The organism is Aeromonas sp. QDB03, assembly GCF_027707985.1.
Taxonomy (GTDB): Bacteria; Pseudomonadota; Gammaproteobacteria; order Enterobacterales; family Aeromonadaceae; genus Aeromonas; species Aeromonas hydrophila.
In genome coordinates this window covers 69,813-92,275 of sequence record NZ_JAPCJG010000013.1, presented here as the reverse complement: position 1 = coordinate 92,275, position 22,463 = coordinate 69,813, and the positions used below count along the sequence as shown (strand labels likewise).

Genomic DNA, 22,463 nt, shown 5'->3' with positions numbered 1-22,463 from the left:
GAGCGGGAAACGAGACTCGAACTCGCGACCCCGACCTTGGCAAGGTCGTGCTCTACCAACTGAGCTATTCCCGCAACTACCTTAAAACGGCCGTACAGCATTTGGTTGCTTGCGCTACTGTACGGGAGCCGAATTATAAGAGCAGACATTCCAATTGCAAGGGCTTTTTTGTCTGGTTGCGCGCGTTCGCTCAAAAGCTGGTCGAACTGTCGATTTTAGCAACCGGGAGAGCACAAGCCCTTGCCGCAGACTCAGATCTTGAAGACGTGGCTGCGGTAAAACTGCAGTTCGGCAATGGATTCGCGGATGTCGTCCAGCGCCTGATGGGTACCGCTCTTCTTGAACTGGTCCAGCAGCGCCGGCTGCCAGCGGCGCACCAGCTCCTTGATGGTGCTGACGTCGACGTTGCGATAGTGGAAGAAGGCTTCCAGATCGCTCATGTGCTTGACCATGAAGCGACGATCCTGGCCAATGCTGTTGCCGCACAGCGGGCTGGTACGCTCGGGCACCCACTGGCGAATGAACTCGAGGGTCTCGGCGACGGCTTTCGCCTCATCGTGCTGGCTCGCCTTGACCCGGGCCACCAGACCACTGTTGGTGTGGGTGTTGACGTTCCAGTCGTCCATCTTGGCCAGCTCTTCGTCGCTCTGGTGAATGGCGATGACCGGCCCTTCGGCCAGCACGTTCAGGTCCTTGTCGGTGACGATGGTGGCGATCTCCAGTACCACATTTTGTTCGGGGTCCAGACCCGTCATCTCCATGTCGATCCATACCAGGTTCTGCGCGCTGACTGTCATGATTGCTCTCTCTATTGGGAGGAATGGCGGAATTTTGCCAATTTGCATGTATCATACTGGCTTTGGATCTGTTCATAAACTGGCGAATCGAGTGGCAAAGAAAGCAAAACTCAATCTGGGTCAACAAAGGCGCGTCCAGGCCAACCGCGAGCGGCGGCTGCAAAAAGAGCACACCACGGTCGTGGATGACACCCTGTTTGGCCCGGCCATCGAAGGGGTGGTGATCAGCCGTTTTGGTCAGCACGCAGACGTCGAGGCAAGCGATGGTGCCATCCACCGCAGCAACCTGCGGCGCAGCAGCATCAGCAGCCTGGTGTGCGGCGACAAGGTGGTGTGGCGTCCCGGCCTCAATGCCGCGACTGCCGGCGTCATCGAGGCGGTGCATCCGCGTCACTCGGTGCTGACCCGGCCTGACTTCTACGACGGGGTCAAACCCATCGCCGCCAACATCGACCAGATCATCATCGTCTCGGCGGTGATGCCCGAGTTCTCCACCAACATCGTCGACCGCTATCTGGTGGCCGCCGAGGATGTGGAGATCCGCCCCCTGATCGTGCTGAACAAGGTCGACATGCTCGATGACGCGGCCCGTGCCCGTATCGAGCGTCAGCTCGCCACCTACCGCAAGCTCGGTTACGAGGTATTGCTGGTAAGCTGCGAGAGCGGCGAAGGGCTCGATGAACTGAAAGCCGCCCTGACCGACAAGATCAGCATCTTCGTCGGCCAGTCCGGGGTCGGCAAGTCGTCGCTCACCAATGCCCTGATGCCGGGGCTGGATGTGCTCACCGGCGAGATCTCCGAGAACTCGGGGCTTGGCCAGCACACCACCACCACGGCGCGGCTCTATCACTTCCCGAGCGGCGGCGATCTCATCGACTCCCCCGGGATCCGCGAGTTCGCCCTCTGGCATCTGGAAGCCGACCGCATCACCTGGTGCTTCGTCGAGTTTCGCGACTACCTGGGTGGCTGCAAGTTCCGCGACTGCACCCACAAGGACGATCCCGGCTGCGCCCTGCGGGCCGCCGTCGACAGTGGCGCCATCAGCGCCGATCGCTTCCACAACTATCACCGCATCCTGGAAACCATGCAGGAAGCCCGTCACGGTCGCCAACAGGCGCGGCTGTGACCCTATTCAACCTACCTTGATGATGAACATGAGCATTACTGACAACCTGAAAATTGCCGGTCAATACTGTCTGCCCAAACACGCCCTCTCCCGCCTGGTCGGCAAATTTGCGGCTGCCGAAGCAGGCAACCTCACCACCAGGGTGATCGAGGCCTTTATCAAGCAGTACCAGGTCGACATGAGCGAGGCGCTGCACGAGAGTCCGGCCCACTACAAGAGCTTCAACGAATTCTTCACCCGTGAACTCAAGCCGGGGATCCGCCCCTTGGTCGAGGATGCCATGACCCTGGCGCTACCGGTGGATGGCACCGTCAGCCAGCTCGGTCCGATCCAGCAGGGCCGCATCATCCAGGCCAAGGGCCACGACTACAGCGCCCGCGAGCTGCTGGGCGGCTATGAGGATCTGGTGGCGCCGTTCAAGGATGGCGACTTCGCCACCATCTACCTGGCGCCCAAGGATTATCACCGCATCCACATGCCGCTGGACGGCGTGCTGGAGAGCATGGTGTTCGTGCCGGGGGATCTCTTCTCCGTCAACCCGCTCACCGCCGAGAACGTGCCCAACCTGTTTGCCCGCAACGAGCGGGTGGTCGCCACCTTCCGCACCCCGCACGGCCCCATGGCGCTGGTGCTGGTCGGTGCCACTATCGTGGCCAGCATCGAGACCATCTGGGCCGGCAATATAGCGCCGACCAAAGAGAAGAAGGTGGTACGCTGGGATTACAGCGGCGACGAAGCCATCACCTTGCAAAAAGGCGCCGAGATGGGCCTGTTCAAGCTGGGCAGTACCGTGGTCTGTCTGTTTGGCCCGGGCATGCTGGCCGGTTTCGAGCCCCATCTGGCCAACGGGGTTACCACCCGCATGGGCCAGCCCTTTGCCAAGCTGGCGGCGCAGGCATGAGCGAACAGCCCACTTCCTCGCAGAAGAACAACCCGCTGCACGGGCTGACGCTGGAAGCCATCGTCACCGCCCTGGTCGCGCACTATGGCTGGGAAGAGCTGGGGCAGCAGATCAATATCCGTTGCTTCACCGATAACCCCAGCATCAAGTCCAGCCTGAAGTTCTTGCGCAAGACCCCCTGGGCCAGAGAGAAGGTCGAGAGCCTCTATCTGTACGTCCAGCGCAAGCAGGCCAAATCAAAGGAATAACGCCATGGCGTTCAAGATTACCTACACCTACGGCAAAAAAACCAAAGAGATTGGCTACGCCAACGACAAGTTCAACAGCATCTACGATGCCATTGCCGCTGCCGAGGGGATCAACCTGGCCAGCTTCCACGCCATGGAAGAGCAGCTGGCTCAGGTGTGCCGGCGCGACAAGAAGAGCGTGAAGGATTACCGGGAGAACTACTTCAAGGAGCTGGGCTTCTCCAACATCGTCATCGAGCGGGACGCCAAGGAGTAAGCATGCGCACCCTGACCCTGATGGCCGCCTCCCTGCTGCTGGCGGCCTGCAGTACCCCGGAACAACATCTGGTTGGCAGTGATCGCGACAGCCATGGCTGCATCGGCAGTGCGGGCTATCAGTGGTCGGCGCTGACCAAGCAGTGCGTGCGGCTGTTCGAGCAGGGCATCCGGCTCAACCCGACCGATGCCGGCCAGACCAGCAGCGCCTTCGTGCTGTTCAACGCCGATCAGAGCCAGGCCGAGCTGACCCTGCCGAGCGGCGAGCAGCACCTGCTCACCCGCCAGGGGACGGAAGGCAACTGGTCGTGGCAAGGCGGCGGCTATGCCCTCTTCCCCTGGAAGGGCTATGTGCTCAAAGCCGGCGAGCAGACACTGTTTCACGGCGACGTCGCCCGCTAACGCGGCAACCTGCTACAAGCCCCCGGCCCCGCTGGGGGCTTTTTTATGCATGCCTCGTGCCCCATAAAAAAGCCGCACCCGAGAGGGTGCGGCAAACGGCAGGCAGGGTCACTCATCCACGTCTGGCCAGCAGGGTTCTGGCCGAATCCACCATGGCGATATAACCACACGCCAGCATCATGATGTCCTTCAGCACCAGCCGCCCCGCTCCCGACAGATAGGGGAAACCGTGGTGGGCATCACCCAGTGCCGGCACCCAGGTTTCCGGCGTGAACACCAGAAAGCTGAAGGTGACGAAGGGGGTCAGAAACGCCATCAGAGCCCCGACCAATCCCAGCAGGGGAAAGCGGAAATTGGCCAGGATCAGCAGGGCGAACACCAGTTCCACTACGCCCAGGCCATGGGAGTAGCCATAGGTGTTGTTCTGCTCGTGCCAGGCCCGGTTTTCCGGCACCAGCTCCCCCTCGTGATTGAGGTGCTGACGATACTGGTCCGGATGTTCATAGAAGAACGACATGAAGGGACTGTTGGCCACGAAAGGGGTGATGCTGTCCGCCTCGTAGGGGATGAACTTCAAGAGCCCGATCCAGATGAACACGACCCCGACGGCAATGCGGCAGAGGGTCGCGCCCAGACGATCACCACCCGCGAGCACGGCCAGCAAGCGATTGAATATCAACATCCTTACTCCTCAGGGGCCGGTCGCAGCCGGCCCCGCACAGCCTCAACGATCGATGGCATCCAGCACCCGGGCGGAATAGACCATGGCGGCCCCGGCATTCATGGCAACGGCGACACCCAGTGCATCGGCGATCTCCGCCCGGCTGGCCCCCTGCTTGAGGGCGGCATCGGCATGGACGGCGATGCAGCCATCGCAGCGGGTCGTGACGGCCACCGCCAGCGAGATAAGCTCGCGGGTCTTGCCATCGAGTACGCCGCTCTTGCTGCCGGCGGCCGACAGCTGCTGATAGCCCTTGAGGGTATCCGGGCTCAGGGTGCCCAGCTCCATGACGCGGCCCATCAACTGTTTACGGTATTGATCCCAGTCTTGCATCTTGACTCTCCGGTTTGGCAGAACAGGCCCCTGCCTGCTCGATGAAGCCAGTATTGCATCGAGACGTGAGTCGTTTAATACTTTAAAGACGCAAATAACAGTCATATAGAATCATGAACCAGATAGACCAGCTGATCAGCCAGGCCGGCATCCAGGGCACGTTCGACGTGCGCTGCCTCTATCGCGGCGGTTTCAGACTGCCCCATGAGCAGAGCCCGGCCGGGGTGATGCCGTTCCACCTGCTGATGAAAGGAGAGATCCGGGTCAGCACGGCGCAAGGTGATGACGTGGTCCTGCGGCCGGGCGATCTGTTGCTGCTGCCCGGTGGTGAGCCCCATACCATCTGGCGCGAAGGCGATGCCCTGACCCTGGCAGAGCCGGGCGACGGGCTGCTGCCGCGAAGGGGCGATGGCGGCGATCAGGTGGAGTTTCTGTGCGGTGAGTACCGCTATCAGGGGCCGCTGCGGCCGCTGTTGCTGGATGCCCTGCCCAGCCCGCTCTGCATCCCGCTGCTCGCCAGCGAGTCGCAACAGGCGCTGAGCCTGGTGCTGAGTCTGATCCACCAGGAGCTGCAGCGCGAACAGCAGGGCTCGGGGGCGGTGCTGACGGCCCTCAGCCAGGTGCTGCTGGCCATGGGGCTGCGGGCCCATGCCAGCGATCCGCACGGGGCGCTCGGGCTGGTCGGTGCCCTGCAGGACCCCAGGCTGGGGGGCTCGCTGCAGGCCATGCTGGCCGACCCGGCCCACCCCTGGAACGTGGATGAACTGGCGGCGCTGGCCGCCATGTCCCGCGCCACCTATTTTCGCCACTTTCGCCAACGGCTGGGCTGCAGCGTCTGGGAGTTCATGGTGCGGGTGCGGATGGTGCGGGCGGCCGAGCTGCTGCGCCACCCGGATCAGCTCCCCCTCGGCGAGGTGGCGCAGCGGGTCGGCTATCAGTCGGAGGCCTCCTTTGCCAAGGCATTCAAGCAGTCGAGCGGGATGGCGCCTGGCCGCTTTCGCCAGCAGGGCTGGCCGGCCCTGCCCGGCTAGCGGCCCAAAAACAAAAACCCCGTTGCAAGCAACGGGGTTTTTGCTGGCACTCGGCGCGACTTAATTGCCGAGGGTGGAGAACAGGCTCTGTTCCAGGCTGCCGCGGGAGACGCACACCGGGGTGATGGAGGGTGCCAGTACCCGCTCGCCGGAGGACTCGACGAAGTAGAGCTGGGTGTTGCCCTTGACGTTGACGGTCGCCACGCTGTTGTTGCCGCTCTGGGTGATGATCAGGTTGATCTGCAGGTTGGGGTTGCCCAGTGCGACCTTGGAACCCATGGTACCGCAATCCAGCCACTCCAGACCGTCGGCCGAATTCTCGACATTGGCGGTCATCAGGCCGGAGCCGCGCTGGCTGTTCTCGATGTTAAGACCGTGATCGCCAAACCACTTCTCGGCACGGGCCCACACCAGATCCACCGGGATCTGCATCTCCTGGGTGTTGTTGGTCGCCTTGGCTACCGGCGGGGTATAGCGGTACTGTTCGCCGCCATTGTTGTCGCTGGCACAACCGGCCATCAACAGGGCCAGTGCTACTCCCACAATCTTTTTCATGCTGCTTCTCTCATCCATATAATCCGGCCATCGGCCGACCGGCGGCTATTATGGCGTCAGCGACACAGACTGTCAGCAGGGATCGGCAGAAATGAGTCAGCCTTAACCCAAGCTTTACAAAACCAGCCTGCTATCATAGATTTGCTCGAAATTTCCCCCGTGAGTGTCTGTGTGAACTCCTTGCTCACCCTGCCCCTGCTGCAGCAGATCATCGACCAGCTACCCATGAATATCTTCTGCCGGGATACGGATGGGCGCTACCTGTTTGCCAACCGCGCCTTCACGGAGCAGGCGGGTCTGCCGCAACCGGCGGATCTCATCGGCAAGACCGATGCCGACATGCCCTGGGGCGACATCTTTCGGGAAGAGGATCTGCGCCTGCTGGCGGAGGGTAAACCGCTGCTCTATCAGCAGTTGCACTGCAGCAGCGGTGATGCCACCAGCTGGATGGAGATCCACAAGATCCCGCTCTACGATGCACAAGGCAAACCGGTGGCCCTGTTCGGCATGGTCAATGAAATTGGCCAGCGCAAGGAGCTGGAGCAGACCTTTCGCCAGCAGCAACTGCTGCAACGCCGCCTGCTGGATGCCATCCCGGATCCGATCCGGCTGGAAGACCACCAGGGGCTGCTGATCGACTGCAACCAGGCCTTTCTCGACTTCATGGGCATGGTGGCGAGCGAGGCGCTCGGCCAGCGGGTCGCCCACCGCCTCTCCACCGAGCTGCCGATGGGGCGCGGTGAATACTGCCTGGTGGACGCCAACGGTCAAGGCCGCCATCTGGAAGTGACCCGGGTCGATGTGCCGGATGACGAGGGCAACTCCCTCGGCATCCTCACCCTGAGCCGCGACATCACCGGGCTGCGCACCACCCAGGCCCAGTTGCAGCAGGAGCAGCACTACGACAGCCTGACCGGCCTGCTCAAGCTCTCCCACTTTCTGCAGACCAGCCGCCATCTCGGCGCCCGCAAGGCGAGCCTGGTGCTGGTCGATTTGCAGCACTTTCGCGAGATCAACGACCGCTTCGGCATCCGGGTCGCCGACCGGCTGCTCAATCAGGTGGCCCGCCGCCTGCAACAGCTGGCCCCGCCCCAGTCGCTGGTGTGCCGGGTCGCCGCCGACGACTTTGCCATGCTGCTGCCCGAGCTGAGCGAGCCGCTGACCAGCTGGAGCCGCCGCCTGCAGGGGGCACTGATGGTGCCCTACCAGGTGGAAGAGCACAGGATCCAGATCCCGGTGTTCCTCGGCATCGCCCACGGCAAGGCCAACGACGCCGAACGCCTGCTGAGCCACGCCGAAGCCGCGCTGGCCCAGGGCAAGCGCCAGCAGCAGCACTGCACCCTGTTCGATCCCGAACTCGATGCCAAGCTCAAGCGCCGCCAGCTGATCGCCGCCCAGTTGCCGCTGGCCATCAAGTCCGGCCAGCTGACCGCCGTCTACCAGCCCATCATCAGCACCCGCACCAGCCAGTTGCACGGGGCCGAGCTGCTCTGCCGCTGGCCCCATCCCGAGCTCGGCATGATCTCGCCGGACGAGTTCATCCCGCTGGCGGAGGAGCTGGGTCTCATCGGTCTGCTCGGCAGCCACATGCTGGAGCAGGGCTGTGCCCAGCTGGCCCGCTGGCAGGTGGCGGCGCCGGATCTGGTGCTCTCCATCAACCTGTCGCCGCTGCAATTTCGCGACCCCGAGCTCTGCCCGCAGATCTTCGCCTGCATCGAACGCCACGGGCTCGCCCCCTGGCAGCTGGAGCTGGAGATCACCGAAGGGGTGCTGATGGAGAATGCCGACGAGATTGAGAGCAACCTGGCCAACCTGATCGAGGCGGGCTTTCAGCTCGCCATCGATGACTTCGGCACCGGTTACTGCTCGCTGGCCTATCTGCCCAGGCTGCAGGTGGCCACCCTCAAGCTGGACCGCAGCTTCACTCAGGGGCTGGCCACCAACCAGGCGACCACCGCCATCGTGCGCTCCGTCATCGGGCTGGGCCACGAGCTCGGCATCAAGATCACCGCCGAAGGGGTGGAGACGCAGGAGCAGCAAGCGTGGCTGGTGCAGGCCGGCTGCGATCGGCTGCAGGGCTACCTGTTCAGCCGCCCCCTGCCCCCCGCCGAGTTTGCCCGCAGTTACCCGCTGCCGGAGCAATAAGCCAGCAACAACAAGGCCACCCGAGGGTGGCCTTGTTGTTTTTGCAACGCGTGCGTGAGCGGGTACCTTACTCCTGGAAGTAGGTACCCCAGCCGTCGTAGTCCACGCCGTATTTCTGAAGGATAGGCAGCATTTTTTCGATATCGGCGACTATGGTCTCGATGTCCAGCTTGCACTCGGTGGTGGCATCGAAGCAGAAGATGGTGGCGCCATCATCCAGCTCCATCTCTTCGGCATCGGTCACTTCGAAACCGGCCTTGAACAGGTCGACCGCCGCCTTCTCCAGCAGATCGAAATCCTGGCAGGCAAAGTGGTGCTCAATCTCGTATTCCAGATCCGGGTTGCTGCCATCGGCCAGCAACTCGTTGACGATGGCGGTGGTCTCTTCGCGCCACTCTTGCATATCAAGACTCATATTAACCCCAGATGCGACTGTGTTGGTATCAAATGCCCGCGCGGGCGAGCGCCGTATCGGCTGCGCCCCTGCCCGGCAGGCATGGTTGCGGCAAAGCATACCCGCACAGCCACCTTGGCTCAATGCGGCAAGCCAAGATAAGCAGCTGGCGGCGGCCACCCCAAATGGGGTGCCATCACAAAAGGTTAATAAAGCGTAATCTTTTGTCAGGAATGAATTGCTCCATATGGAGCTTCAACGAGACACGGGAAAACCGCACAACCCCCGCAACAAGCCGTTTGAAATCAGCAGGATCCACCAGCACCGCCCCGGTGACAAAGGCCATGGACGAGGTGTATCAAGGGACGCGGGCGGAGCACTGCCCGTACGGAAAGAGGAGCCAGCCAGGCTCCCTTTTTATCATGTGAAGGAGCACATAGATAATGCCTAAAAAAACAATAATGAGCCTGCTTGTCGGCTCAACCCTTATGATTGGAAACCAGGCCATGGCCGCCCCGGTCCACGGTCCGTTCGATGCCCCCTTGGCCGACGAGGTGAAGGTGCTGGAGATGCTCAAGAAGAGCGGCCGCATCCCCACCCTGGCCTCCCCCGAGCAGGAGCAGGCGGCCCTCGCCAGCTACTATCGCGAGAAATCGCGGGCCTATCAGGGCAACAGCAGCACCCTGGCGGTGAAAGAGGGCAAGGTGCGCGAGACCATCCTCAAGAAGATCCGCCTCAACGGCACCGCCCGTCCCGGTGATAGGGTACCCACTCTGCTGCTCAAGGCCATCGAGCGGGAGCACTACCAGGGCCAGATGCGCAAGGACAAGATCCTCGCCATCCTGGTGGACTTCCCCGACTATCCGAAGAACAGCGTGCGCCCCGAGCTCACCAAGATGTACTACCCGGATTACACCCCGGCGCACTACAACGATCTGCTGTTCTCGTCCAAGGGCTATGCCGGCCCGAACGGCGAGCGGTTCATCTCCATGCGCCAGTTTTACGAGCAGCAGTCCGGCCAGAGCTACAGCGTGCGCGGTCAGGTGGCGGGCTGGTATACCGCCGACAAGAACGCCGCCTACTACGGCGCCAACGCCACCCCCAACACCATCCGGGAGCTGGTGAAGGAGGCGCTGATCCAGGTGGCGAACGACCCTGCCATCGATCTGGCGCAGTTTGACCAGGAGGATCGCTACGATCTCAACGGCAACGGCAACCGCAATGAGCCGGACGGTCTCATCGACCACCTGATGATCTTCCACTCCAGTGTCGGCGAGGAGGCCGGTGGCGGCGATCTCGGCGAAGACGCCATCTGGGCCCACCGCTGGAACCTGGGCGCCCCCTACCCCATCCCCGGCACCAGCAGCCCGAGCCAGAACTTCGGCGGCCAGTTTGCCGCCTACGACTACACCATCCAGCCCATCGATGCGGCGGCCGGGGTCTGTGCCCACGAATATGGCCACGATCTGGGGCTGCCGGACGAGTACGACACCAAGTACACCGGCAAGGGGGAACCGGTGGCGACCTGGTCCATCATGTCCTCCGGCTCCTGGGCCGGGGTCATCGGCGGCACCGAGCCGACCGGGTTCTCCGCCTGGGCCAAGGAGTTCCTGCAGGCCTCCCTCGGCGGCAACTGGCTGCACGGCAGCAACGTGCAGCTCGCCGATCTCAGCCCCCGCGGCAACGTCTACATGCTGGATCAGGCCAACGACAAGGGGCGCAACGACGATGTGGTGCGTATCAACCTGCCGGCCAAGCAGATCCCGCTCAACCCGCCCTACGCCGGCCAGTACCAATACCACGGCGGCAAGGGCAACAACCTCGACAACCGCATGAGCCTCAAGCTGGATCTGAGCGGCAAACAGAGCGCCAGCCTCGGCTTCAAGGCCTGGTATCAGATTGAAGAGGGGTACGACTACGCCAGGGTGCTGGTCAACGGCCAGCCCATCGCGGGCAACCTGACCACCAGCGACGATCCCAACGGGGTCGGCTTCGGGGTCGGCATCACCGGCAACTCCAACGGCTGGACCGATGCCGAGTTCGATCTCACCCCCTGGGCCGGTCAGCAGGTCACCCTCACCCTGCAATACCAGAGCGATGGTGGCGTCGCCGAAAACGGGCTGTTCGTGGACGAGCTGCAGATCCTCGCCGATGGCGACACCCTGCTGAGCGACGGGGCCGAGGGCAGTACTGCCTTCACCCTGGCCGGCTTTGTGAAGAGCAACGGCAACGAGGCCAAGGATCACTACTACCTGGCCGAGTGGCGCAACCACGCCGGGGTGGACAAGGGGCTGGCCCACATCAACGTGGCCGACCAGCTGATGCGCTACGAGCCGGGCATGCTGCTCTGGTACGTGGACAACAGCCAGGCCAACAACTGGGTGGGTGTCCACCCGGGTGAGGGCTTCCTCGGGGTGGTCGATGCGGATCAACGTACCCTCAAGTGGAGTGACGGCGCCGTGGCCGGCACCCGCTACCAGATCCACGACGCCACCTTCAGCCTGGGCTTCCAGCAGCCGCTCAACCTGAAACACCCGAGCGGCTCCCTGCTGCGCGACTTCTGGATCACCCCGAACCGGGTGTTCAAGGATTCCCGCAGCTACCAGAGCAAGGAGATCCCGGATGCCGGTCGCCTGCTGCCCGAATACGGGCTCAAGATCAGCGTCACCGGCCAGGCCCGTGACATGAGCACCGGGCGGATCATCGTCAGCCGCCACTGAGTACGACAGTTGTGACCAGGGGGGCCTCAGGCCCCCTTTTTTTATCTGCTGGCCTGCCGCCCAGAATGAAAACAAGCCAAATAGCCCAACAAACGCCCTTATTGCTCACTTGTCGAGCAAACAGTCCGACTATCTGCGCCCTGCGGTTGACACATCCGTTCAGAAAGGGTTTAATGCGCGCCGTTGCCCAGATAGCTCAGTCGGTAGAGCAGGGGATTGAAAATCCCCATGACAGTTTCCATACCACAGCTCTGGATAGCACACCCCACAAGGCTTCGCTTTCAATGCGAGGCCTTTTTGTTATGCGTCTCTGGTCAATCTCTGGCAAGGTTGCTCACCGAGCTCGGGATTAATAATCCCCGCCTCCTGCTCCGCTGCTTCATCTGACAACCGATAGCAAAGTACGCCTCCCTCCCCTGAAATGACTCCCACTTCTTACAAACAACACGTGCCCTCTGAATCGCCCCTACTTTCCCTGCCAACTCTACGTTATACAGGTTGTGTCGTGAGCCGAATCCCGGTTATCGCAGAGGGGCTGCTTCCCGGACAGTCATGGAAGATACTGTGGACCCCATGGCCCTCATTGAGGTATCCTGATTTTCACAGACAGTCCCGATTGTTACGATGAGACAATCGGGGGTATTGAATGAAATCGAGAGAACACTATTCACCAGAGTTTCGGGCAGAGGCGGTTCGACTGGTGTTGGAGCAAGGCCTTGGCCAAGCTGAAGCCGCCAGAAGGTTGGGTATTGCCAAAGGCACACTGAGCAACTGGGTGGTTGTATCCGAGGAGCTAGACAATTGGCCTTCTTTGACATCGATATACCAACTGCAATCAAACTGTGCGCGATGGCCGACCTCTCGATAGTTGCACTGTTGTGGCTATATCGCTATGAGGGGGGATCAAAACGCGCGCTCTCTTTCTTTGTCTCCGGCCAGTTCCTGAGAGCGCTCGGGATGTCGCTTATCAGCTTTCGGGGCATTATTCCGCTGCTGCTATCAGCCCATGTCGGTAATATCCTCGTCTATATCGGAATCGCACTCGAAATATTCGCCTTCACACTGATCAGCCCCTCGCGCTTTCGCCTCACAGAGCCACTCATCGCGGTCGTCGTGACAGGAGCACTGCTGTTTGCGAGCATCGATTTCCTGTATCCGGATCAAGCGGTCGCCAAAACACGGTATGTTCTCGTCTCCAGTCTCGTGATTAGTAGCCTGTATGCTCTGGGAGGGTTGAGCTTGTTCGGCGCCACGTGTTCGTCGCGGCTACGGAAAGGGCTAGGTGCGATCTTTATCGTCCTGGCGCTGTGTTTCCTTGGCCGTCTCCATCCATCATTTGCCCATGGAATGAACATTTTCACACCGGGATTGATCCAATCACTGACCTTTGTTGCCATCCTCATCGCGGCTATCGTTTGCGGTATAGGTTTCATGCTCTTGATGCACGAGGCTGCGGACAAGGCCCTCCGACTAGCGGCTACGACGGACGCGCTCACCGGACTCGCAAACCGGCGACGGTTCAACGAGGTTTTGAACACCGAGTTTTTCCGGCTCAAGCGATCCGGGGCGCCGCTCTCCCTGATCATCCTAGACGTGGACTACTTCAAGCGTTTCAACGACCGCTACGGACATGTCCAAGGGGACGAGTGTCTGAGGGCTATCGGCCAGGCGATCAAGGCTTCCGTCCACCGGCCCCCTGATCTCGCGGCCCGGTTAGGTGGCGAGGAGTTCGTGGTCATCGCGCCCGAAACGGGCGCCAATGGAGCACTGGCTCTGGCAGAACGCATTCGCCATGCTGTCACCAGATTGGAGATTCCCCATGAAGACAATACGGCCGCCCCTCATGTGACGGCTAGTTTGGGCGTCGCAACCTGCTATGCGAACGAACTCGAAACCCCCGAAAGCCTTGTCGAGCTCGCAGATCAGGCACTATATCAGGCTAAGCATTCCGGACGAAACCAGACGCAGATCCGGCTCCGGCAAGAGGATGAAGTCGGCAAGAGGCCAGGGTTCGTGCGCTTGCTCTGGAATGATATGGCCGAGAGTGGTCATCCCCGACTCGACGAAGAACACAAGGCTCTTTTCGATCAAGCAAACCTTCTGCTTTCAGCCATCGCGGACGGACAAACCAAGGCGGAGTGCCGGGTTCTTCTGGATCGGACAATGGAGATCATTGCCGGTCATTTCAGGGATGAGATCGAACTCATCGCCACCACGCCCTTTCCTGATATCGATCATCACCGCCGATGCCATCAAGCGCTTCTAGGAAAAGTCGTTAAAATGTCCGAGCGCTTTGACCACGACGAGCTCTCGATCAGTGAGTTGTTTGGCTTCCTAGCCCACGACGTCATCGTTCAGCATATCATGGGCGAGGACAGAAAATTCTTCCCCTATCTTCCGACGCCGGATCTTGAAGGCTGAGTTGCCACGATTGGCACAATCATCCTAATTGCTTAGGGTGGCGCTGAATTATGAGCAGCAAGCGCTCCTGAATCAGGTGAGTTCCATGTTCTGACAATCCAGTGATGTCAGTTCCTGCTGCCATGGTGATGATTGCAAACCTTGTTATGGGCCAGGAGGCCGTTGTTAAAACAGCTCGGTCCTTATTTCCTCTGGTTGAGGCCGCACAAATGATGAAGCGACCGCTGACTTGTTGACACAACGTATCCAATTACACGAGAAGACGGCTTGGATGCTACGTAGCCTACTTGAGTAATTGCTTAGTGATGTCAGATATGATTAGACCACTACATTCGCTTTCCATACGCAAGATAAACTAATGAGTAACCACGAACGGACCCCCCTAGGGAAGGTGCGAATAAGCGGGGAAATTCTTCTCGACTGACTCAGTCATTTCATTTCTTCATGTTTGAGCCGTTTTTTCTCCCGTAAATGCCTCGAATCAGCCTATTTAGACCGTTTCTTCGCCATTTAAGGCGTTATTCCCAGTTTTTAGTGAGATCTCTCCCACTGACGTATCATTTGGTCCGCCCGAAACAGGTTGGCCAGCGTGAATAACATCGCCAGTTGGTTATCGTTTTTCAGCAACCCCTTGTATCTGGCTTTCACGAAGCCGAACTGTCGCTTGATGATGCGAAACGGGTGCTCCACCTTGGCCCGGATGCTGGCTTTCATGTATTCGATGTTGATGGCCGTTTTGTTCTTGCGTGGATGCTGTTTCAAGGTTCTTACCTTGCCGGGGCGCTCGGCGATCAGCCAGTCCACATCCACCTCGGCCAGCTCCTCGCGCTGTGGCGCCCCTTGGTAGCCGGCATCGGCTGAGACAAATTGCTCCTCTCCATGCAGCAGATTACCCAGCTGATTGAGGTCATGCTCGTTGGCCGCGGTGGTGACTAGGCTGTGGGTCAGGCCACTCTTGGCATCGACACCAATGTGGGCCTTCATGCCAAAGTGCCACTGATTGCCTTTCTTGGTCTGATGCATCTCCGGATCGCGTTGCTGCTCTTTGTTCTTGGTCGAGCTGGGAGCCTCAATGATGGTGGCATCGACCAAGGTGCCTTGAGTCATCATGACGCCTGCTTCGGCCAGCCAGCGATTGATGGTCTTGAACAATTGGCGGGCCAGTTGATGCTGCTCCAGCAGGTGGCGGAAATTCATGATGGTGGTGCGGTCCGGCAAGGCGCTATCCAGGGATAACCGGGCAAACAGACGCATGGAGGCGATTTCGTACAGAGCATCTTCCATCGCGCCATCGCTCAGGTTGTACCAATGCTGCATGCAGTGAATGCGTAGCATGGTTTCCAGCGGATAAGGTCGCCGGCCATTACCAGCCTTGGGATAAAACGGCTCGATGACTTCCACCATGTTTTGCCATGGCAGAATCTGCTCCATGCGGGACAAGAAAATCTCTTTTCTGGTCTGACGGCGCTTACTGCTGAATTCACTGTCGGCGAAGGTGAGCTGATGACTCATGATGAACCCTTTTTAATGGCTCCAAATGACAAACATGATCTCATATCAGGGACTTGTTCGCACCTTCCCTAGGCGTTATCGTGAGACTCGTCAGAGCCATAACGAGCAACCATTATTTGCCCATTGAATTCAAGATATGTAAACAAGTGCTTACCACTTTCAATACCAAACGAATCAAACTTGACTCCATACACAATAGAGCCAAGTAGCTTTTGTTGATTACATATACATCCACTAAGAGTCATGTTTTTCCCTATTTCAATATCATCAAAGAATATTTGAATTTCTTGACCCATTTTTAAAGGTATTGAAAAATGCTTTACTATAAAAGCACATCCATATGTTGATATATCGATAAGCTTAAGTGGTAACCTTACTCCCTCACCAACGATAGACCATCCAAAAATAGAGACTGGATAACGAGCCTCCTTGCGGATACGATTCACTGTAATATATTCTGGCACATCAGTTGTTATAATAGCTGGCTCGGTTCCAACCTTATCAATCACTCCATCAAAATAAACGATGGAGCCAATTCCTTTCTCACATAAAACGGAGGCATGAACTTTGTATCCGGGGTGGCATATAGAAAGCATCTCATCCCGACTGGCTGATGGGAAAGAAAAGTACAGGCGGGGCTGTCTATCCATACCAACAAAAAAAGCAGAAAGTCTTTTTGTCGTTCCTGTAGGTTGTCTAATTTGTATTCCCGCCTTACTAGAAGGATTAAGGTGTAATAAGATATCAGACCCAATAACAATGTACCCAGAGTCCTTTATTTCCCTCAGTTTCTTTTTTACAGTTTTCACTGGCACCTCATATAAAGAAAAACATATTATTGCATGTGACATCAAAAAAATATTCTTCAAATCATATTTCATATTCCAGGGCGAAGTTAATAACTATTTTTATCTGTATGCCACCACAGCCAGGATATGATACTCAGGATTCATACAATTCACATAGCTCAACCTGCAGTTTTTTCAGGATGAAATTTCCGACATAGCTACCGGCGACAGCAGCAAGGCGCTTTTGGACACCTTCTGTTACTCGGTCTTCTACGTATGTTTCCCATGCCGTTAGTGCCATGACCAGCCCCGCGCGCTTCAAGACTTCGGCGTTTGGTGGCGGAGGATTTGCGTTCATGGCGTCAAAGTGAGCAAGGAGTTCTTCGGCGTCTTTTATTCCGTGCTCGAATGCGGTTTTGGCAAGGGACATCTTGTAATCTCTGACAGTGATTAGATGGAAGGCGGTACTAATCCGTTAACAGAGCCTTCCATATAACTCCGCCCCATTTTCATCACCGCCAAGCAAAAATCAAAATTAAATCATAGCATTACCAGTCTACCTCTGACGCTCAAACGCATTCGTTTGCCCCCCTATATTTGCGCTATCACTACCACTGTATAAAAAAACAGCTGACAAGTCAGTCCACTGGGATAATCGCTGCCTCCTAACGTGGTCGCATGGCTCCCGAGTTGTGCCTAAGCTACCGCTCCTGAATTACAACCTTCAGTCTGCTGTTTTTTACCTAGGGCGTTTCTCCAGCCTGGCTCATGGGTGATTCAGGAGAGGCAGTTCCAAACGATTACCCTAGCGCTTCAGATAGATGACACAAAAGAGGGGAATTGTAGTTTTCTGAGCAAGATCAACAAACTAATCCGCATTAGAGGGTGATGGACAGCATCAACACGCGGGAAGCCCTCACTTTCCCTGCATGGCCTTTTTCAAAATCACCGCTCATCCGCTATCAATTGCTGGTCATCCTGATTTCCTGCTCTCCCATTCCCGTAAAAGCCCAATCCTCAAACATATATGAATCTCTGGATAACCCATGACCATTCCGGTCCGGGAACATCCAAGGAGAACATCCATGTCTGAACTTTCATTGTTCGATGCCATTGGCGAAGGCAAAAACGCGACTCAGGATTATCTGGATACCCTGTCGCGAGCACTGCTACGCCATCATCAACTGGTCAAAGCCATCCGCATCCACGGTCGTTATGTACCGGAATCCTTGCCAATGCCCGGTCTGCCGGTACTGGTCGCCATCTTCAGTCACACCAATACCTACACCTTGCACCAACTGCCCTCGACTCAGATAGGGCAGTTGGTGCTGTCGATTGCTCGCTTCTCCGGTCAGGCCACCCATGACCTGGACAACGGCATCTTTGAAGAGGTGTGGGAAATGGGTGACAGCAGCTTCACCACGGACAGCGCCGAGCAGGCCGTCTACTGGTTGCCGTTACCGGAGCGCTGGATTGCTCTGGAAGGCACACAAGTGGCGCTGCACGATAAAGACCATCCGGTGTTCAAGTTGCTCAACGTCACCGCCCGGAACTCTGGTCCGGTCCTGGATATCTGCGATGGCGTGGTCAGTCTGGCGCTGGAGTCAGACTGGGATGGGGAGTGGGCCGCATGACCGAGATAAACCGCTCCTCGCTACTCGCCAAGCTCAAACACATCAAGGGCATGAAGCTGCTGGTTGAGCAGGCCGTCTTGCTCTACCTGTTGATGGCCGACGAGCAGACGCCTGTGTGGGTCAAGACCATCGTGGTCAGCGCACTCGCCTATTTGCTCTGTCCGGTCGATGCCGTACCGGACTTTATCCCCGGCGTGGGTCTCACCGATGACCTGGGGGTCATTAGCGGTGCCATTGCCTCGTTAGGCAGTCATATCCATCAAGGTCATCGCAGCAAAGCGGCTGACTTCTTCAAGTAACCCCTTCAGAAGGAATTTCATTATGGCTAAAGCCACACAACCGGCAGCGTCGGCTGCTCCGGTCTGGACTGTTATTAAATCCGCTAAGGCACCGAAGATAAGCGCACGGGCCAGTGGTTTGCTGCACTACGATGTGGGCAAGAATGATGAGGGTCGCTACGCCCTTCGCATTACCGCCAACGACACGGGCGGCCTGTTCAGCAAGCACTGGTTATCGCTCGATGACATCCTGGCACTGCTGGATATCCTCAAGGATGCGCCATTCAAATCGGTAGCGCTCAAGGCGCTGTTTGTTCGAGGCAGTGCCAATAACCACGGTTTCCTCGCCGCCATCCTGCGGGCTGAAAAGTTACTGGTGGCCGCCGAGCCCAACTCGCCGTTCCACCGGGCCGGTCTCTCTCTCAGCGACTGGTCTACTCAGCTGGATGAACCAGTCAATATGGATAAACAGGCTCGCAAGGGAAAAGCCAAGGGGCAGAAGGGCCAAGATGACATGACCGATGAGATAACCATCGAGAAAGGCAATGAGCCCCCGTTTTTGGAAACAGCCAACGACCAGGCCGGTTTGTCAGACAAGATGGATGAGACAGGGGGTGAAGTTGAAACCGTAGACCCGGCGGCCAGTGAGGAGGCCCAACAATGAGCAACCGTGACATAGCACTGAACTGGCAGGGGCTCCCTCTGCCGGTTTCACGCCAGTTCGCAGTATGTCTGACCGACCTGCTGAACACGCACCATCCCACATGGCCCCAAGCCCGTGCTGTCACGATGAACTTTCGTGATCCGGGTTATGGTCCGGAGAGTGGTGGCTTTCATCCGGTGGAAATCCGTCTACAACGCCGAGGAAATCTATGGTCCTTGGTCTATATGACGGACTTTTCCTATGTCGGCATGGGTGACTATGCCGAATTGGCTAAGGAGGTTGATTTTGACTTCTCAAGCCAGGAAGGGCTGATTGCCTATGCGCATGTGGTGCCGTTGTCTGAGTTGGGTGAGTTCTATGAATTATGGGAGGGCAATTTCCTCACCTACCTGTCGCTGGGTGTCTATGCGATCACGGTAGCCACTGAATGATCCCTCCCTATTAATGCGCAAATTTCGCGGGTTCACGGGGTTGGCGTCGATTTACCCAATCTCTCCAAGGGAAAAACGCGCCCCGTTACCCCCCCGCTCACACGGGGCGGGCACGGGGCTCGCCGTGAATACGCGGGGCAACCCGACCTATTCATTAACTCCCCCATTATTTCCGCAAATTTCGCGGGTTCACGGGGTTGAGATGGAAAAGCCCAATCACTCAAAGGGAAAAACCAGCCCCGTTTCCCCCCGCTCACACGGGGCGGACACGGGGCGGACACGGGGCTCGCCGTGACATTGCGGGGCAACCCGACCTATTCATTAACTCACCCATTATTTCCGCAAATTTCGCGGGTTTACGGGGTTGAGATGAAAAAGCCTAATCACTCAAAGGGAAAAACGCGCCCCGTTTCCCCCCGTTTGTGCGGGGCGGACACGGGGCTCGGTAGCATTTTTACGGGATCGGACCGGGTAGCGACCGGGGCGGCCATCTGTTCACTCACCTTTCCCGCGTTGTCATCGTGCCGGGCCAACCAGGCCAAGGCGCGATGAGCAACGACCACTTCAATCGCCAAGCCAGAGACGGGGATTAGGCCTCCTTTCCACTGTGAAGGGGGCCTATGCCGTGTCTAACCAGCTCACATGTTGAGGAGCGAACCATGAACGAAACACCTACCCGATTTAAATTCACCAATCGACGGATTGCCGATCTGCCCCCAAACCCAGATGACGCCCGCAGTACCGAAGCGGAGTATTCAGATACCGACGTGACCGGTCTGCGCTGCCTGGTGGGCAAAGGGGAAGGCCGCCGCAAGTTCCTGCTGCGCTATCAAATACATGGACGCAAGCGGGCCATTGCCCTGGGGCACTATCCCGCGTTGGATGTCAGCGCGGCTCGTAAGCTCGCGCTCGACTACAAACGCAAGATCGCCGAAGGCGTTGACCCGCAACAAGCCAAGGAGGACAAGCGTAATCAGAAGACCCTGAGCAATTTGTTTCAGGAAGACTATCTGCCCTATCTGCAATCACGAAATCGCAGTTGGAAGACGGATGAACATCGCTTCCGTAATCACCTACGGCCAATCTTCGGCAACCTGATCCCGGAAGAGATCACCGTTACCCGCATCCAGAACATGCAACAGATGTTGCTCAAACGCCTCACCCCGGCCACCTGCAATCGCGTTTTGGCATTGCTCAAGGCCATCATGACCTGGGCAGCCCGTGCCGGACTGATCAAGGACAATCCCGCCGCCTTGGTGTCGTTGCTGCGAGAGAACAATCGGCGCGAACGTTACTTCACTCCAGATGAAATCCGTCGCCTGTTCCGGGCCGCTGATCAACATGAGAGTTTTTATACCGGTCAGTACGTCAAGATGTTGCTGCTCACCGGCTTGCGCCGGGCTGAGCTGGCAAGGGCCAAATGGCAGCACTACAACAAGGAGGACAAGACCCTATACATTCCACACACCAAGAACGGCCATAGCCGTGTATTGCACCTGAACCATATGGCGGTGGAGCTGTTGAACTACTTACCGGTGACACAGGGAAATCCCTACCTGTTTCCAGGCAAGCGGCAAGGGCAGCCATTGCAAAATCCCACCAAGGGGTTTCAGCGGATGCTGGTGCGGGCCGGTATAGATAAAGAGGGGGTCTGCCTGCACACCTGTCGCCATTCGGTCGCGGCGCTGATTGTCTCCAACGGCGGCACCCTGTTTGATGTGCAATCCCAGCTTGGGCACCGGAGCAGTCAGACATCACTGCGTTATGCTCACCTGCATAACACTCGGATGCAGCAGACCAGCCAGAAAATAGCCAACTGCATCCATGATGCCCTGACCAGTTCAGTACCATCCAAGCCGCTGCCGCTTCCCGAAGAGGGCGAGTGGGTTCAGGCCAGCTAGGTATGTCGGTATCTCATCCAGTGGTGAGATACCGATATTGCTGTTTAGCAGCCCAATGATCCGTTTTCAGCGACCGTCCCGACAAACCGCTACACAAAACCTGTCGTGGCTTATGAGCCTTCTCAACCGCTCCTCGCCAGTTGATAACAAAACCCCTCACCTGATGACAAAAGCCCATCGCCGATGATGGGTTTTGCGAAAAACTGCCTACCAGCCAATTCGTCACGCCGTGTCGCGGCCTGTTTGGATAATCCGCAACACGGTTATTCCCCTTCTGTGATGGTATGCACGAACACGACAAGATTGCTCAGCGCCTCGGTATGCTCCTCACCCGCCTGTACAGCGGTGAGAAGCTGCACCTAAGTGATCTGGCCATCGAGTACAACGTCACCGTGCGCACCCTGCAGCGGGATTTCAATCAACGCCTCAGTTATCTACCGATAGAGCACCGCAACCAGCAATACTGGCTGGATCCTGAGTTTCTCAATCACAAGAACGACAAAAAACTGCGAAAGCTGGCCGAGCAGTTGGGTATCACCGACTTGTTCCCTCGTGCCAGCGAACATCGTCTGGGTCAGCTGCTGGACAGAGGCAACCCCAGTCTCTTCGCCATCAAGGGGTTCGATGGTCAATCAGCCGACTCACTCATTCACCAGATACCGGTATTAGAGCAGGCACTGACCCAGCACCTGCAATGCTGGCTCATCACCAAAGACCAGCGCAAGCAACTGTTTAGCCCCTATCAGCTCGTCAACTACAAAGGCACCTGGCACTTGGTCGGCGTCAGCGAGGGGCGGTTGCAAGCCTACCCGCTGAGCTCCATCGCGCTGGTTGAGCTATCGCAACAGACCTTCATCCGCGATGCGCTTATTCAACGACAAATCGATACCGACCCGACGCTCTGGCGCTCCGGCATGATCGAGGTGCTCCTCAAGGCCAGTGCCTCCATCGCCATCAACTTTCAGCACCGCCCATTGCTGCCCGAGCAGGAAATCGTCAAAACCCTGGATGACGGTGCGCTGTTATTGAGCAGTCGCGTGCTCGATGCCAATCAAATTCTGCCCGTCATCAAGTCCTGGATGCCGGGGCTCACTGTGATCTCGCCCGGATTTATCCATGAGCAGATCGTCCGTGATTTACGCCATCTATTGACCCTGATGAGTCAGGCTCCGCCCTGACCAATTTGTGACAAAGATCCCAGTTTAT

At 58.0% G+C, this 22,463-nt stretch carries 23 protein-coding genes, 1 tRNA gene and 1 pseudogene; 16 read left to right on the top strand and 9 right to left on the bottom strand.

The window, feature by feature from the left end:
- Position 1: 1 nt before the first annotated feature.
- Positions 2 to 74: transfer RNA gene (locus tag PG900_RS20945), tRNA-Gly, on the bottom strand.
- 177 nt (positions 75 to 251) lie between these two features.
- On the bottom strand, positions 252 to 797 hold the full coding sequence (gene orn / locus PG900_RS20940) for an oligoribonuclease (protein WP_045526077.1): 546 nt from the start codon (positions 795 to 797) through the stop codon (positions 252 to 254).
- 91 nt (positions 798 to 888) lie between these two features.
- On the opposite strand from orn, the gene rsgA reads away from it, so the two are divergent.
- From rsgA to PG900_RS20915, 5 genes are read left to right on the top strand one after another with little or no spacing between them, the layout of a single operon-like run.
- Positions 889 to 1,923, top strand: coding sequence for a small ribosomal subunit biogenesis GTPase RsgA (rsgA, locus tag PG900_RS20935; RefSeq protein WP_044800685.1), 1,035 nt, complete (start codon positions 889 to 891; stop codon positions 1,921 to 1,923).
- A 28-nt stretch (positions 1,924 to 1,951) separates the two neighbouring features.
- Positions 1,952 to 2,824, top strand: a complete 873-nt coding sequence (gene asd / locus PG900_RS20930; RefSeq protein WP_270802484.1) for an archaetidylserine decarboxylase — start codon at positions 1,952 to 1,954, stop codon at positions 2,822 to 2,824.
- On the top strand, positions 2,821 to 3,072 hold the full coding sequence (locus tag PG900_RS20925; RefSeq protein ID WP_270802482.1) for a VF530 family protein: 252 nt from the start codon (positions 2,821 to 2,823) through the stop codon (positions 3,070 to 3,072). The genes asd and PG900_RS20925 overlap by 4 nt, the downstream gene beginning before the upstream one ends.
- Positions 3,073 to 3,076: 4 nt before the next feature.
- Positions 3,077 to 3,328 carry a DUF2960 domain-containing protein gene (locus tag PG900_RS20920; RefSeq protein WP_011707214.1) on the top strand — a complete coding sequence of 84 codons (252 nt, stop codon included), beginning with the start codon at positions 3,077 to 3,079 and terminating at the stop codon, positions 3,326 to 3,328.
- 2 nt (positions 3,329 to 3,330) lie between these two features.
- Positions 3,331 to 3,729: a hypothetical protein gene (locus tag PG900_RS20915; protein WP_270832167.1), complete on the top strand. Its 399-nt coding sequence runs from the start codon at positions 3,331 to 3,333 to the stop codon at positions 3,727 to 3,729.
- A gap of 112 nt (positions 3,730 to 3,841) precedes the next feature.
- Here PG900_RS20915 and rclC read toward each other — a convergent pair whose 3' ends face one another.
- Positions 3,842 to 4,411: a reactive chlorine resistance membrane protein RclC gene (gene rclC, locus PG900_RS20910; RefSeq protein WP_101151028.1), complete on the bottom strand. Its 570-nt coding sequence runs from the start codon at positions 4,409 to 4,411 to the stop codon at positions 3,842 to 3,844.
- A 42-nt stretch (positions 4,412 to 4,453) separates the two neighbouring features.
- Positions 4,454 to 4,783 (bottom strand): carboxymuconolactone decarboxylase family protein, encoded by a 330-nt coding sequence (locus tag PG900_RS20905; RefSeq protein ID WP_017410929.1) that lies wholly within the window; start codon positions 4,781 to 4,783, stop codon positions 4,454 to 4,456.
- A 113-nt stretch (positions 4,784 to 4,896) separates the two neighbouring features.
- Between PG900_RS20905 and PG900_RS20900 the strand changes: the two genes are divergently transcribed.
- Positions 4,897 to 5,814: an AraC family transcriptional regulator gene (locus PG900_RS20900; RefSeq protein WP_270802475.1), complete on the top strand. Its 918-nt coding sequence runs from the start codon at positions 4,897 to 4,899 to the stop codon at positions 5,812 to 5,814.
- Between the two features lie 60 nt (positions 5,815 to 5,874).
- On the opposite strand, the gene PG900_RS20895 is transcribed toward PG900_RS20900, so the two are convergent.
- Positions 5,875 to 6,369, bottom strand: a complete 495-nt coding sequence (locus PG900_RS20895; RefSeq protein ID WP_017410927.1) for a hypothetical protein — start codon at positions 6,367 to 6,369, stop codon at positions 5,875 to 5,877.
- Positions 6,370 to 6,540: 171 nt separating this feature from the next.
- Between PG900_RS20895 and PG900_RS20890 the strand changes: the two genes are divergently transcribed.
- Positions 6,541 to 8,514: a putative bifunctional diguanylate cyclase/phosphodiesterase gene (locus PG900_RS20890; protein ID WP_270832164.1), complete on the top strand. Its 1,974-nt coding sequence runs from the start codon at positions 6,541 to 6,543 to the stop codon at positions 8,512 to 8,514.
- A 67-nt stretch (positions 8,515 to 8,581) separates the two neighbouring features.
- Here PG900_RS20890 and rraB read toward each other — a convergent pair whose 3' ends face one another.
- Positions 8,582 to 8,929 carry a ribonuclease E inhibitor RraB gene (gene rraB / locus PG900_RS20885; protein ID WP_073351504.1) on the bottom strand — a complete coding sequence of 116 codons (348 nt, stop codon included), beginning with the start codon at positions 8,927 to 8,929 and terminating at the stop codon, positions 8,582 to 8,584.
- Positions 8,930 to 9,414: 485 nt separating this feature from the next.
- Here rraB and PG900_RS20880 point away from each other — a divergent pair, with 485 nt between their 5' ends.
- The 3 genes and pseudogenes from PG900_RS20880 (at position 9,415) to PG900_RS20870 (ending at position 14,049) form a co-directional block, all read left to right on the top strand.
- Positions 9,415 to 11,628: an immune inhibitor A domain-containing protein gene (locus tag PG900_RS20880; protein WP_270832162.1), complete on the top strand. Its 2,214-nt coding sequence runs from the start codon at positions 9,415 to 9,417 to the stop codon at positions 11,626 to 11,628.
- Between the two features lie 646 nt (positions 11,629 to 12,274).
- A pseudogene (locus PG900_RS20875) lies at positions 12,275 to 12,413 on the top strand (transposase); the annotation flags it as partial.
- A 16-nt stretch (positions 12,414 to 12,429) separates the two neighbouring features.
- Positions 12,430 to 14,049 carry a diguanylate cyclase gene (locus PG900_RS20870; protein ID WP_050490563.1) on the top strand — a complete coding sequence of 540 codons (1,620 nt, stop codon included), beginning with the start codon at positions 12,430 to 12,432 and terminating at the stop codon, positions 14,047 to 14,049.
- Between the two features lie 531 nt (positions 14,050 to 14,580).
- Here the strand turns inward: PG900_RS20870 and PG900_RS20865 are convergent.
- The 3 genes from PG900_RS20865 to PG900_RS20855 form a co-directional block, all read right to left on the bottom strand.
- Positions 14,581 to 15,561, bottom strand: a complete 981-nt coding sequence (locus tag PG900_RS20865) for an IS5-like element IS5 family transposase (RefSeq protein WP_000019402.1) — start codon at positions 15,559 to 15,561, stop codon at positions 14,581 to 14,583.
- A gap of 68 nt (positions 15,562 to 15,629) precedes the next feature.
- On the bottom strand, positions 15,630 to 16,430 hold the full coding sequence (locus PG900_RS20860) for a PilZ domain-containing protein (protein ID WP_162275766.1): 801 nt from the start codon (positions 16,428 to 16,430) through the stop codon (positions 15,630 to 15,632).
- Positions 16,431 to 16,503: 73 nt separating this feature from the next.
- Positions 16,504 to 16,779, bottom strand: coding sequence for a HEPN domain-containing protein (locus PG900_RS20855; protein ID WP_223954878.1), 276 nt, complete (start codon positions 16,777 to 16,779; stop codon positions 16,504 to 16,506).
- Positions 16,780 to 17,434: 655 nt separating this feature from the next.
- Between PG900_RS20855 and PG900_RS20850 the strand changes: the two genes are divergently transcribed.
- The 6 genes from PG900_RS20850 to PG900_RS20825 all read left to right on the top strand — a co-directional run bounded on the left by PG900_RS20850 (position 17,435) and on the right by PG900_RS20825 (position 22,435).
- The gene (locus PG900_RS20850) at positions 17,435 to 17,983 is read left to right on the top strand and encodes a hypothetical protein (protein ID WP_123785038.1); all 549 of its coding nucleotides are present in this window, start codon (positions 17,435 to 17,437) and stop codon (positions 17,981 to 17,983) included.
- The gene (locus PG900_RS20845; protein WP_029304363.1) at positions 17,980 to 18,282 is read left to right on the top strand and encodes a YkvA family protein; all 303 of its coding nucleotides are present in this window, start codon (positions 17,980 to 17,982) and stop codon (positions 18,280 to 18,282) included. The genes PG900_RS20850 and PG900_RS20845 overlap by 4 nt, the downstream gene beginning before the upstream one ends.
- Before the next feature lie 22 nt (positions 18,283 to 18,304).
- A complete protein-coding gene (locus PG900_RS20840; RefSeq protein ID WP_073351514.1) occupies positions 18,305 to 18,925 on the top strand; it encodes a hypothetical protein in 621 nt (206 codons plus the stop codon).
- The gene (locus PG900_RS20835) at positions 18,922 to 19,356 is read left to right on the top strand and encodes a DUF2787 family protein (protein WP_043130272.1); all 435 of its coding nucleotides are present in this window, start codon (positions 18,922 to 18,924) and stop codon (positions 19,354 to 19,356) included. Before PG900_RS20840 ends, PG900_RS20835 begins: the two co-directional genes overlap by 4 nt.
- Positions 19,357 to 20,015: 659 nt before the next feature.
- On the top strand, positions 20,016 to 21,257 hold the full coding sequence (locus tag PG900_RS20830) for a tyrosine-type recombinase/integrase (RefSeq protein ID WP_073351516.1): 1,242 nt from the start codon (positions 20,016 to 20,018) through the stop codon (positions 21,255 to 21,257).
- Between the two features lie 284 nt (positions 21,258 to 21,541).
- Entirely contained in the window at positions 21,542 to 22,435 is an 894-nt protein-coding gene (locus PG900_RS20825) for a helix-turn-helix transcriptional regulator (protein WP_073351518.1), read from the top strand.
- Positions 22,436 to 22,463: the final 28 nt, after the last annotated feature.